The 12531-nt window shown below is 41.0% G+C and carries 15 protein-coding genes; 6 read left to right on the top strand and 9 right to left on the bottom strand.

The genetic code is table 11. From position 1 onward, the window contains the following. Positions 1–59: 59 nt before the first annotated feature. From PCC7418_RS11725 to PCC7418_RS11705, 5 genes are all read left to right on the top strand, one after another. On the top strand, positions 60–1400 hold the full coding sequence (locus tag PCC7418_RS11725; RefSeq protein ID WP_015226402.1) for a cytochrome P450: 1341 nt from the start codon (positions 60–62) through the stop codon (positions 1398–1400). Positions 1401–1548: 148 nt separating this feature from the next. Beyond that, the gene (locus tag PCC7418_RS11720) at positions 1549–2301 is read left to right on the top strand and encodes a Tic22 family protein (RefSeq protein WP_015226401.1); all 753 of its coding nucleotides are present in this window, start codon (positions 1549–1551) and stop codon (positions 2299–2301) included. Between the two features lie 11 nt (positions 2302–2312). Then, on the top strand, positions 2313–3209 hold the full coding sequence (prmC, locus tag PCC7418_RS11715) for a peptide chain release factor N(5)-glutamine methyltransferase (RefSeq protein ID WP_015226400.1): 897 nt from the start codon (positions 2313–2315) through the stop codon (positions 3207–3209). Between the two features lie 35 nt (positions 3210–3244). Then, positions 3245–3952 carry a GUN4 domain-containing protein gene (locus tag PCC7418_RS11710; protein ID WP_041596629.1) on the top strand — a complete coding sequence of 236 codons (708 nt, stop codon included), beginning with the start codon at positions 3245–3247 and terminating at the stop codon, positions 3950–3952. 44 nt (positions 3953–3996) lie between these two features. Beyond that, on the top strand, positions 3997–4575 hold the full coding sequence (locus tag PCC7418_RS11705; protein WP_015226398.1) for a Uma2 family endonuclease: 579 nt from the start codon (positions 3997–3999) through the stop codon (positions 4573–4575). Between the two features lie 23 nt (positions 4576–4598). On the opposite strand, the gene PCC7418_RS11700 is transcribed toward PCC7418_RS11705, so the two are convergent. The 4 genes from PCC7418_RS11700 to PCC7418_RS11685 form a co-directional block, all read right to left on the bottom strand. After that, a complete protein-coding gene (locus tag PCC7418_RS11700; RefSeq protein ID WP_015226397.1) occupies positions 4599–4859 on the bottom strand; it encodes an HNH endonuclease in 261 nt (86 codons plus the stop codon). After that, positions 4849–5211: a KGK domain-containing protein gene (locus PCC7418_RS11695; protein WP_015226396.1), complete on the bottom strand. Its 363-nt coding sequence runs from the start codon at positions 5209–5211 to the stop codon at positions 4849–4851. The genes PCC7418_RS11700 and PCC7418_RS11695 overlap by 11 nt, the downstream gene beginning before the upstream one ends. 80 nt (positions 5212–5291) lie before the next feature. After that, positions 5292–5693, bottom strand: coding sequence for a KGK domain-containing protein (locus tag PCC7418_RS11690; RefSeq protein ID WP_150107060.1), 402 nt, complete (start codon positions 5691–5693; stop codon positions 5292–5294). After that, entirely contained in the window at positions 5671–8061 is a 2391-nt protein-coding gene (locus tag PCC7418_RS11685; RefSeq protein WP_015226394.1) for a dynamin-like GTPase family protein, read from the bottom strand. Before PCC7418_RS11685 ends, PCC7418_RS11690 begins: the two co-directional genes overlap by 23 nt. A 292-nt stretch (positions 8062–8353) precedes the next feature. Between PCC7418_RS11685 and PCC7418_RS11680 the strand changes: the two genes are divergently transcribed. After that, a complete protein-coding gene (locus PCC7418_RS11680; RefSeq protein WP_015226393.1) occupies positions 8354–9721 on the top strand; it encodes an IctB family putative bicarbonate transporter in 1368 nt (455 codons plus the stop codon). Between the two features lie 13 nt (positions 9722–9734). Here PCC7418_RS11680 and PCC7418_RS21375 read toward each other — a convergent pair whose 3' ends face one another. The 5 genes from PCC7418_RS21375 to pdxH form a co-directional block, all read right to left on the bottom strand. Then, positions 9735–9953, bottom strand: coding sequence for a DUF2442 domain-containing protein (locus PCC7418_RS21375; protein ID WP_396275493.1), 219 nt, complete (start codon positions 9951–9953; stop codon positions 9735–9737). Then, positions 9953–10081 (bottom strand): hypothetical protein, encoded by a 129-nt coding sequence (locus PCC7418_RS21135; protein ID WP_255348256.1) that lies wholly within the window; start codon positions 10079–10081, stop codon positions 9953–9955. The genes PCC7418_RS21375 and PCC7418_RS21135 overlap by 1 nt, the downstream gene beginning before the upstream one ends. 96 nt (positions 10082–10177) lie before the next feature. Then, positions 10178–10930 carry a uroporphyrinogen-III C-methyltransferase gene (gene cobA / locus PCC7418_RS11675; RefSeq protein ID WP_015226391.1) on the bottom strand — a complete coding sequence of 251 codons (753 nt, stop codon included), beginning with the start codon at positions 10928–10930 and terminating at the stop codon, positions 10178–10180. Continuing rightward, positions 10927–11700 (bottom strand): sirohydrochlorin chelatase, encoded by a 774-nt coding sequence (locus PCC7418_RS11670; protein ID WP_015226390.1) that lies wholly within the window; start codon positions 11698–11700, stop codon positions 10927–10929. Before PCC7418_RS11670 ends, cobA begins: the two co-directional genes overlap by 4 nt. 81 nt (positions 11701–11781) lie before the next feature. Beyond that, on the bottom strand, positions 11782–12435 hold the full coding sequence (gene pdxH / locus PCC7418_RS11665; RefSeq protein ID WP_015226389.1) for a pyridoxamine 5'-phosphate oxidase: 654 nt from the start codon (positions 12433–12435) through the stop codon (positions 11782–11784). Positions 12436–12531 lie beyond the last annotated feature (96 nt).

The following is a 12531-nucleotide window of genomic DNA, read 5'->3' as shown; positions in this document are numbered from 1 at the left end:
AAGTGATTGCTTGTCCCTTCGTCAAAAGACAGCTTGTCGAACTTTGATTGTATAACGCTATGAAGCAGACCATTCCGAGTTTAGAAACCCCTCCCCTCTTGCAAACTTTAGAACTGATTGCAAACCCCATTCGTTTTTTTGCTAAGTACCAACATCGTTATGGGGATATCTTTTCCGCTAGGATTTTAGGGAATAACTCGCCAGATGTCTTTTTTATTGGTGAACCTCAAGCCCTTGAAACGATTTTTACCGCTCCTTCTGGAACATTTCAACTGGGAAAAATCACTCATGTCTTCCGTCCCTTTACAGGGGATCAATCCCTGATTATGTTGGATGGAGAAGATCATTTACGACAGCGCAAGTTATTAATTCCGCCTCTCCATGGGAAACGGATGTCTTTTTATCAAAATGTGATTTGTGAGTTAACAGAAGAAGTTTTACCCACTCTCCCTAAAAATCAGCCTTTTTCCAGCCGAAAATTAATGGCTCAAATTACATTAAAAGTAATTTTGCGGGTTGTGTTCGGTCTGAAAGAAGGGAGTCGATTTCAAAAGTTAGAACAATTAATTTCTGAACTGTTAGACGCAATTACAAATCCTTTTTATTCCAGTTTATTTTTCTTCCCGCCGTTACAAATTGATTGGGGAAAGTATAGCCCTTGGGGACATTTTGTTCGCAAGCAAAGCGCGATCGATAATTTAATTTATGCTGAAATTCAAGACCGTCGCCAACAAGACTATTCCCAGCAAACGGATATTTTAAGTTTACTTCTATCCGCTGAAGATGAAAATGGCAATGGGATGAGCGATCAAGAGTTGCGCGATCAACTGATTACCCTATTATTTTTAGGTCATGAAACGACAGCTTCTTCTCTCGCTTGGATGTTTTATTGGGTGTATTCTTCCCCGCAAGTGTGGACAAAATTAAGTGCGGAAATGCAACCGTTAGGATCGTCTCCTTCTCCCCAAGCCTTAATTGATTTGCCCTATTTAGAGGCAATTTGTAAAGAAACATTAAGATTGTATCCCATTGCCTTGATTTCGCAACCGAGAGTAGTTAAAGAAACAATTCAGCTTCATCATCAGTCATTTTCACCAGAAACCATTTTAGTCCCCTGTATTTATTTAGCCCATCATCGGGAAGAAACCTTTCTGGATCATCATTGTTTTCGACCCGAGCGATTTCTAGAAAATCAGTTTAGTGCTTATCAATATTTTCCTTTTGGGGGCGGAAACCGAGCTTGTATTGGTGCAGCTTTTTCTCTATATGAAATGAAACTGATTTTTGGGACAATTTTTGCTAATTTAAGGCTAAAATTAGCGTCACAACCAGCGATTAAGCCTGTACGAAGAGGAATTACAATTGTTCCTTCAGGTGGTGTCATGTTAGTCAACCAGTGATGATTAAAGAAGGAATAACAAATAATAAGTAATCAAAAACGAATTTATAAGTGACACTTGAGAAACTATCACGAAACACTATACACAAAGGGCAATTAATTCGTCAGAATGTAAGATAACACTTGCAATGAATTAGGTTGAAATCATAATGAATTTTTTAAAGAACTGGGGAATTCGTCTAGGATTATGCAGTGGTGCTATGGTTGGTGTTTGGTTGAGCCTGATGCCTGACAGCCTTGCCTTACCACAAGCTCAAATTATTCAAAAATTACAGCAAGTCCCTGTCTTTACAGTTGCCAATGAAAACGGGTCTCCCCTTGTTGCTTCGGGAGAAAATAATAGTCGTGTTGCTGGTGTTTTTATTAGTCAACAGGATGCCCAAGAATTTATTGGTCGTTTGAAAAAGGAAAACCCAGAATTAGGACAACAAGTGCAAGTCGTCGCCCTTTCTTTAGGACGAGTGTATGAACTGGATCAGCAGAATGAAAGTAAACCAGATGGTTTAGATTTTGCTTTTGTTCCCATGGAAGAGGAAGTGGAATCTGCGATGTCTCTGTTACAGTCACAGGGTCAACAAGTAGAGAATTTCGCTGGTGTTCCCCTGTTTATTGCCCGTGGCGGTGAAAATGAAGGCTACTTAATGGTAGAACGTGAGGGTCAACAAATGATTCCTATGTTCTTTGAAAAAGATCAACTGCAACAAATGGTCGAGAAGTTTAAAGAAAGCCAGCCTGAGCAAGCACAATCAGTGCAGATTGATGTGGTGACTTTGCAAAGCATGATTCAGACTTTAGAAGAGAAAAATGATGAACAACTCAAACAAGTGGTTTTAGTGCCCTCTCAAGAGTCTTTACAGTTCTTGCAGTCTGTGTCTGAACAAAATCTGCAACAAGGACAGTAAAGCGAAAAGCAATGGTTTCTGGTCTGGAGTTAGCCCGTTGGCGAGAGGAAAGCATCGATCGCGCGATCGCGCTGTCTATTCCTCCCCAAGAAGTCGATTGGTTATTACAAAGTCTCGCAGGGTTGAGTTCCCTCAGTTTACGCTTAGAAAGCTATAAAACCGATGCGGAAATTCCCCTGCCGATTCCTTTTTCTGAACTGAAACAACTGTGGGAAAAACGGCTGCAAGACCGAATTCCAGTGCAATATCTCGTTGGGGAAACCCCCTGGCGAGATTTAATGTTGAAAGTCTCTCCGGCGGTGTTGATTCCAAGACCCGAAACCGAGATCCTGGTGGAATTAGCCCTGAATTATGGGGCGGATCTGTTTTCAAGAGGACATTGGGTCGATTTGGGAACAGGTAGTGGCGCGATCGCGCTCTCTTTAGCTAAAGCTCTTCCTAACGCCAAAATTCATGCGGTTGATGATTCTCCAGAGGCTTTAGCCATTGCTCAAGAAAACGCTAAAAATCTTGGTTTGGTGAATCAAATTGAATTCCATCAGGGATCTTGGTTTTCTCCCCTCAGCCACCTGCAAGGGAAAATTAGTGTCATGGTCTCAAATCCCCCGTATATTCCCACTGCAACCTTAGCAGAACTGCAACCCGAAGTGAGACAGCATGAACCCCTCACCGCTTTAGACGGGGGAAACGATGGCTTAGATGCAATTCGTCATTTAGTGAACACCGCCCCACAATTCCTTCATTCTGGGGGGTTGTGGCTAGTGGAAATGGAAGCCAGACAAGGCGATGCGGTTAAAGCATTACTCACTGAGAACGGTCATTATCACCCCATTGCGATTCATAAAGACTTAGCAGGAATTGAACGGTTTGCACTTGCTTATGTGAGGAAATCGGTTTCAGACCATTAAGATGGATGATGGCTAGTCGTCTTCATAAAGCTGAAATGGATAACGTGAATTCCCCTTCCACCGATCAAATTGCTGAATTACAAGAAAAACTCTTTTCGCAACCCGTCAAAAAGCAACTTCCGATTATCTCCGAACTGGCGAATGCTGGAGAAGCTGGTTTAGAGGTTTTAATGACCTTTTTAGAGAAAGAAGGACATAACCCCACCCCTGCAGTAGGAGAAGCCTATATTGAGCTATATTCTGCCACACAACTGAAAACGGAAGCCTTTTTAAAAGAGAAGTTCCCAGAAGGGGTGGTTCCGCTTAAAAGTGAACGGAATATTGACTATTCACCGATACAACTGGCGTTAGTGCAACGAGACTTTCAAGAAGCAGATCGATTAACCTTGACCAAACGCTGTGAGTTAGCAGGTGAACAAGCCATGCAACGGAAATGGATTTATTTTACCGAAGTGGAGAACTTTCCGACCACGGACTTAAAAACCATGGATCAGTTATGGTATGTCCACTCTCAGGGAAAATTTGGCTTTTCGGTACAGCGAAAAATTTGGATGTCCCTCGGACAAGACTTCCCGAAACTCTGGACAAAAATTGGTTGGAAAAAAGGAAATCTTTGGACACGCTACCCCAATGAATTTATTTGGGATCTTAGCGCGCCCTTAGGACATCTTCCCCTATCGAATCAGCTGCGAGGAGTGCGTGAGTTTGCTTCCTTGATGAATCATCCTGCTTGGAAAGATTAAACAGTGACCAGTAATCACTGACCAGAGAACGGATAAAGAATGAAATGATTACGCAATTAGAAGGAAAAATCTATTCCCCAGAAGCCTATTTGGAATTGGAAATCCAATCTGAACAACGCCATGAGTATCTTGATGGGGAAATTATTCCCATGACTGGGGGAACACCAAATCATAATGAGATTGCAAGCATTCTTAATGCGTTACTAAGAGTCAATCTTCGCGGTCAACCTTATAGTATTTTTGTTGCTGATCAACGGCTGTGGATTCCTAATTTTAATATTTATACTTATCCCGATGTGATGGTGGTTTCTCATCCGGTGAAACTGCAAGAAGGTCGCAATGATACAGTAACGAATCCTTTAATGATTGCGGAAGTTCTCTCCAAATCAACTAAAAGCTACGATAAAGATGAGAAATTTGAAGCCTATCGTAGTCTTTCCACATTTCAAGAATATTTACTGATCGATCAGTATAAGCAACATCTTGAATACTATTCTAAAGTCGATATTCAGCGTTGGCTGTTTTGTGAATACACCAATCCAGAAGATAAAATTACTTTGTCGTCTGTTCCTGTTGAGTTCCAATTATTTGATTTATATGAGGGACTTGAACTCAATCAATAAAGGTGAGATGCTTTTTCATTAAATTAAGAAAAGTGACGACGAAAACGTTGATCAAAATGATGTTTTTTCTTTTGATTACAACCCCGACATAAGGTTTGTAAATTGCTGATATCATTTGATCCACCATTAGCAATAGGAATAATATGATCCAGTTCTAATGTAGTTTGTTTTTCTGTTTTCCCACAACTGCGACATTGATAGTTATCCCGTTGGAAGACATAATTTTTCACTTCTGGTGGGATGGAAATGCGCGATGTTTTCTTCTGGAAGCGATTACGATTCATAATGATTGCTTCCTTGACGTACATCATCTAAAGGGGATTCAACTTCATCAGGAATAAATTCAACTGTAACATTAACTCGGAGTTTACCCTTTTTCCATTGCTGACTTCCTAGTTGAAGTAGTTCACAATTAATCCCTTCTGTAATCCATTTTTTACGATGGTTAATCCTTTCATCGTTTTCATTAAATTGATTGAGACTAATATTTAATAATCTACATTGAATTGTCTTGATTAAATCTTTAATTTTGAACATGGGATGGCGAAGAAAAACTTGCTCTTGATTATTTTCTCGCTCATCTATGATTTCAACAGCATCATTTTCGTTTAATCTAATTTTAAATTCTTGTTCCATAATTCAATTAGCTTTAAGCATTTAATTGACAATAAAGTAAGCTGAGTCGCATAAAAGAAAACCCAACTTACAGTTTTATATTAATTCCGAAAGTCATTTAAGGATTGATTTTCTGTTGTCTTGTTTTCTTCTTCTGGATTAGGTTCATCAGGGATAAACTCAAATTTAATTTTAACTTGTCCTTTCTTCCAGCCTTTCCCATCTTGCTTCAAAACTTCACAGTTTTTAATAAATTCTGGAAATAAACCTTGTCTAAATTTTTCTGCTGCCCATTCATTCATTATTTTTTTAATTTCTTCGATTTTCATTGTTCTTTCAAAATTAAAAGGATAGGACAAAATAGATACAACATCTTTATCATCCAAAAAGTTCTTATTATTAGTCATTACTTCCTCCAAAGTATAATGCTTAAAATTTAACACAGAGAGAAGGTGGGCAACAAATACCCACCCTAGATTTTTAGTGCGGTAAACTGATTTCACTCAGTTGGCTTTCGTATAACTCTAACTGCTGTAAACAAGAATTAATCCCTTGTACAGCCTCGTTATATCGCTTGACTTTTGCTAAGATTTCTGTCTGCATTTGTAGATTTTTAGCAATCTTTCCTTCTGCTTCTTCTGCGAGGGTTTGCTCTAAATTGGTTCGTGCTTTTTCGTATTGTTGAAGAATCGCTTCTTCTTGTTCTTTCGCCATCGGTAGCAAATTTTTTTTCAAGGTATTATTGATAGTTTGTCGAAAGTTACTACGAATCGTTTTATCCACTTTAGGTTCAAAGTCTAGCTTCAATAACTGACGAATTGAAGGTTCAGCTTCTACCATACTTTCTGCATCATAACTTTGGGAGGTTTGTTGTAAGGTTTGGCGAAATTGATAGATGGAAAAGGTTCCCTCATCATAAAAACGAGGACTTTCTCGCACGTAGCGATCACATTCTGTATGCGCTGCATTTTTGATCGCGATGAGTAAGGTTTCTTTAAGAGTTTTTAGTTGATCTTCAATTCCACCATCGTCTCCTAATAAACGATAAAGGCGACGATAATAGTCTTGATGGCGTAATTTTTCTTGCAAACGTTGAAAGTAGTTTTCAATGACAACTTCTGCACTTTCTTCTAGCACTTTTTCTAATTCGTTAGCAAGATAATATAACGCCTCTACTAAAACTGCAATCAAAGGCGCAGTAGAATTATTCGGATGACTCGCCGTGGCGCGACTATACGCATCGCGGACAGAAAAAGTTTGTAATAATTCATCGAGGCGACTTACCATTCGCGCTTGTAATTTATTGAAGTCGGCTTCAAATGCACTATCTCCATTCACAATCAGATCATTGACTTCTTGAGAAAGATGTTCCTCAAATTCCTTTGCAACCGATTTTAATTGCTGATTCAGTTGTTGCAATTCTTGTTGTTTCATTGCATCAATTTCTTGCGGTTGGCTGATTAAGTCACGATAGACTGCTTTCCAATGTTCAACGAGAGGAATACAAAGTTCTTCTAAATCATCCGCAAGGGTAACAAAGAGTTGAGGACGTTTTTCTTCAGTTAAATAACGCGCGATCGCGCTGCGAAAAGTTTCAATTCCACTATCTTCAATGAGTTGATTAATCAGAGGATTACCCCATTCGCTCAAGATTCGGATATAGTTTTGATTTGGGGTTTCATAACCGTGAACAGACACCCGAAAAATGCTATTTGCCAGTTTGCCAGAATTACCACAATAATTATTAAATTCACTGACAAATTGTGGGGTTTCTTCTTCACCGCCTAGGGTTCTCACACTATCAGAAAAAATGGAGTCTAAGCCAAACCGATCGCGCTCACTGGTTTGTTTAATTTGACTTCCATAAAACCCTAGTAAAGCACTGGTTTGATAAACGCGATCGCTGCTGTAAAACTGTTCTGAAACTAACCCTTCTAACCGTTGCCTCAATTGAGCATTATACCAAGTTTCATCAATGCGATTAAAGACATAAAAAACACGATCGCGTACGCCTGGATTTTCTTTAATCAGTTCTAAAAGTTCCGTTTCTTCTGTTGTCATTTCTCCCGCAGAAGCTGGCTTTAAAACACAAACCACTGCTGAGGTATCAGGGCTTTTAATCTTATCATAAGTTAAAGCGCGATCGCGCTCGACAGGCGCATCAATTCCAGGGGTATCAATAATGACATTTCCATCCGCTAATAGGGGATGATGACAATAATATTGCAACCGTTTTAACACCGCACTATTACTTCCGCGACGCGCATAAGTTGCAGCTTCAGTGAGGTTATAAAAATTTAATTCTCCCATGGAGTAAGTTTTATTTTCTTTCTCCCCAATCCGATCAGGATTTTTCTGATAGCCTTCTAATAATAAAGATAATGCTCTTGCTTTTTTAGCCAGTTCAGAACGTCCTTCTCCGCCTTCAGCTTGAATGACATATTTGCAATCTTCTTGGTAAGTTGCTACCGCTTCTGACTGATTAATTTCTACTTCTGTTAAGGGATCAAACTCTAAGTGAGAACAAAGAATATTCACTTGTTCTAAAATCTCGGCTTGTGAGAGAAAAGTTAAAATAACTCTTTCTTCTCCTGCTTCGGCGTACTCAATAGAACATTCCGTTCCTGTGGCGTGTCCTTCTGCACTATATAATAATTCTCGCTCTAATAGCGCATTAATCAACATGGATTTTCCCGCACTAAATGCACCCGCAAAGACAATATAAAACTTGGGCGCGATCGCTTTCTTTAAATCCGCCTCGACAATTACTGTTTTCGGTTTTGGCGTGAGACTGCTTTCCTCTCGCAGTAACTCTAAAATCGTGTTGACTTGATCAGATAATCCTGAACATTGCTGAGGGAGTTGTGTCATGGACTTGGTTGTAGTAAATCACTCTATAAGTCTATTAATACCTTGCTTTGCCAAAAACGTCGATCAAGATGACACAAATTAGATTACTATTTCTGAAACGTGACCAAAAAGTGATTGGGAACAATATAAATTATTTTCTAAATATACAAATAAATGGCAATATGAGTTTTTTAGGTAAACGTTTATAATCTTTCTGATTCATCTAGGATTGCTAGACAAGACTGTTTTGATTGTCAACTCATCCAATTCATGATGTCCTGTTAACAAAGAACTAAGAATAAATAACAAACTTATGACTTCTGAAAAAACCAGTTCTGAATTATCGCTCTCTCGTTGGCGTGGTGGAAGTTTTATTTATCGGCTTGTGGGGCTATTTTCTCCTTGGCGTGAAGGAAGTTATCTATTGCAATGGGCGGAACCGTTGGGAATGGCTTTAATGGGGTTAGTCGTTGCTTTAACACCCTTTGTCTCTTCAACGCTGGTGGGAGTGTTACTGATTGCTGGGGCGGGCTATTGGGGCATTTTAACCCTATCGGAACGTAATCTTATTGGTTTAACTCCCATTCATCTGCTGGTTTTATTATATTGGGGCGTTGCAACGATCGCGGTTGCGTTTTCGCCAGTGAAAGCAGAGGCGTTTCGAGGTTGGATCACATTAACGCTTTATTTGTTATGGTTTGCATTGTCAGCACGAGTCTTAAGATCGCCTTCCCTTCGCAATTGGACGATCGCGCTGTATCTGCTGGTTTCCCTTGTCATCAGCGTCTATGGGATTCGTCAAGAGATTTTTGGCGTGGATCAACTGGCGACATGGAATGACCCAGAATCGGAATTAGCGGAATCCACACGAGCATATAGTTATTTAGGAAATCCTAACTTACTGGCGGGTTATTTAATTAGCGCGATCGCGCTTTCGATTTCTGCACTTTGGGTGTGGCGCACTTGGCTACAAAAAGGGCTTGCTTTCACCGCTTTACTCGTCAATACTTACTGTCTCTATGCGACAGATTCCCGTGGCGGTTGGATTGCTTTGGTGGGATTATTAGCAATCTATTTCTTACTTCTTTACTATTGGTATCGGGATGCGTTACCGCAGTTTTGGCGGATCTGGTTACTCCCGTTAGTGTTTGCGTTTTTTGCAGGATTAATCTTAACCGCCATTACCTTTGTCGAGCCGTTACGATTGCGCGTGATGAGCATTTTTGCAGGACGTGAAGACAGTAGTAATAACTTTCGCCTGAATGTGTGGTATGCGGTTTTTGAAATGATTCGCGATCGCCCTTGGTCGGGGATTGGTCCAGGTCATTCCGCATTTAACGCCGTGTATCCCCTCTATCAACGTCCCAACTATACCGCATTAAGTGCCTATTCGATTTATTTAGAACATTTGGTTGAAATGGGCGCGATTGGGTTTATCGCCTTCCTTGGCTTACTGGGAAGCATTGCGTATCACGGTTGGCGGAAAATGACTATATTACGAGAGATAGGGGAACGAGAAGGTTTTTGGATTATTGGCGCGATCGCTGCGATTGTGGGAATGCTAACCCACGGCTTAGTCGATACCGTGTGGTATCGTCCTGAAATTAGTACCCTTTGGTGGTTAATGGTGGCTTTAGTGGCTAGTTATTATCCGCAAATTGATGCTGCTGATGAGGAGTGATTGGTTGGATTCCTCAGAAAGTTTTCAAAGACAATTGTTGCATCCACTTTTTAGATCCATACACTTGATCTAAAAGATGAGGAATACTTAAATCAACATCCAATAATTCCCAATGTAATCCTTCACCTAAGGGGGTAACTTCTACTGCTGCTAACTCATCAGAAGTTGCATTTTGTAATCCTTCTGCTAAGGAAGCTGGAAAAGCAAATTCAGCACCATTATCAAAGCTAATTATAATTTTTTTGAAGTTTCATCATACCAAGCGTTAATAGCGTGAGGACTTTGATCTTGTTCTGTTTCTAGTCTTGCTTTTTCAATTTTTGCTAGTATGGTTTGGTCATCTTCTAGTTGATTACTCATGTATTTCCTCCCATTTTTTCAGTAAAAACTCTTGATGCTTGCTCACTAAATTCAATGCTTTCAAGGCTTCTTGATTCTTCATTCCCACAAGTTTCATCACTGTTGCAAAGCCTCATGCAGATCAACAACTTTTCCTATGACAGCGATCGCGGGTGCGGAAAAATCTTCTTTTTCTTTCTGTTCAATAATGGTATCAAGCGACCCAATCAAGTCTTGTTGTTCGGCGCAAGTTCCCCAGCGAATCAAAGCAATGGGAGTTGCACCGCTTAACCCAGCACCCTTGAGTTGTTCAATAATATGGCTAAGATTCTGCACGCCCATATAAATGACAATTGTTTCTGACCCGTGCGCGATCGCGCTCCAATTGACTTGGGGACGATACTTGCCAACCGATTCATGTCCCGTAACAAATGTGACTGAGGAGCTTATATCACGATGAGTTAAGGGAATCCCTGCATAGGCGGGGGCTGCAACACCAGAAGTAATTCCAGGAACCACTTCCACAGGAACACCTGCATTAACTAAATCGCCCATTTCTTCGCCACCGCGCCCAAAGACAAAGGGATCTCCCCCTTTAAGACGGACTACCACTGCATTGGTCTGCGCTTTTTCAATCATAAGTTCAGTGGTTTCGGACTGTAACTTAGAATGTCGCCCGCGTCGTTTCCCTGCATTAATCTTTTCCGCTTGGGGGTTAATCATCGCTAAAATGGCACTGCTGACCAAAGCATCATAAATCACAATATCGGCGTGTTCGAGAAGGGTTTTCCCTTTCAGGGTAAATAAGCCAGGATCACCGGGTCCAGCACCAACGAGATAAACTTTACCAAGGGTTTTTTGATCGGTCATAGAATCATATCTTGAATAATGAGATCAGCCAGGGAGAAATGACGGCTTAAGGGCTGTCCAAACTGCAAATGCACACTTGGAAACTGGGCTTGTAGGGTTTGCACTTCCCGCGCGATCGCGTCAGTAATGCCACCAGGAAACAGAAAATAGGGCATAATTTCAATTGCCGATGTTCCTGCTTCTACTAAGCCCGCTACTTGTTCCGTCAGCGTCGGAGAAACCGACCAATAAGCAGGTTTAACTCCCACTTGTTGCGCCAAGGTTTCTAGAGGTTGATTGCCTCCTGGACGACGACTCCCATGGGAAATTATTATTCTAGCGGAGTGGGTTACATCTGAGAAGGCAGCCTGCAATTTTTTCGCCATTAAAGGGGATTGTCCGAGGTAAGGTTTAAGGGTAATCCTCATGTCAGTTCCCACCGCTTGCTGGGCAATTTTGACGGCTTCTGGGATATCTTCTCGCACATGAACCCCAGGCAGGAGAAAGAGGGGCAGGATTTGTAATTCCATGATTCCTTTTGGGGCTAAGTCTTGACTCAGTTGCGCGATCGCGCGTTCTAGAGGGAGTGGGGCAAGTTCTAAGGCTGCTGTATAAACCAGAGGCTCGGGAGGTTTGGTTAAAACCGCTGTTCTCCTTCCTGGCTGTGCTGAAACAACGAACTCTTCAGCAAGTTGAGTTTGAATCTCTTTTGCCAAGCGATCCATTTCTTGCTGGGGGCGCGGGTCACGGCTTCCGTGATAGACCAAAAGATAAGCAGTTTTTTCTAACAACGGCTATAAATTGCAACTAAACTTAACGTCTAGTTTCATCATAACGAGTTATTCATCACCCTTTTGTATAGTTTGCATCTTCTAGGGGGCTAACCGTTCTCGTAACCAAGTGCCATCCGCTTGCTGACGATATCGTAACCGATCATGGAGGCGACTAGGACGACCTTGCCAAAATTCAATTTCTGTAGGTTTCAGACGATATCCGCCCCAATTTGGCGGTTTAGGAACACTGTCTTCCTCACTATATTGAGTTTCTAAATGAGTGACTTTTTCTTCTAAAATTCCTCGCGAAGAAATCACTTCACTTTGGGGAGAAGCCCAAGCCCCTAATCTTGATCCAAAAGGACGACTGGCAAAATACGCTTCTGACTCATCTTGAGAAACTTTTTCTACTCTCCCTTCAATACGCACTTGTCGTTCTAATTCCGCCCACCAGAATACTAACGAAGCCCAAGGATTATCAGCTAATTGTTGTCCTTTTCGGCTGGCATAATTTGTATAGAAAACAAACCCTATTTCATCAAAGCCTTTTAAGAGAACAATACGGGCTGACGGTTTTCCCTCTGGGGTTGCGGTGGCGAGGGTCATTGCGTTGGGTTCGGGTAACTCAGCAGATAGAGCCTGGTCAAACCAAGTTTGAAACTGTGTAAAAGGGTTGGGATCCGCGTCTGTTTCGTTCAATCCCGCACGGGTATAGTTGCGACGTAACTCAGCAACATTTGACGTAGCATTCATTGCAATAACATTTCTTTTTTTTCTTTCCTCTACCAATGATAAGCTGTTATTGATTTTATTTGTGCGTGAATCGCAAAAATTTATATTTTCTTTTTA

It is taken from the genome of Halothece sp. PCC 7418 (assembly GCF_000317635.1).
Classification (GTDB): domain Bacteria; phylum Cyanobacteriota; class Cyanobacteriia; order Cyanobacteriales; family Rubidibacteraceae; genus Halothece.
The sequence above is the reverse complement of the archived record's forward strand: the minus strand, read 5'-3'. Positions and strand labels throughout refer to the sequence as shown.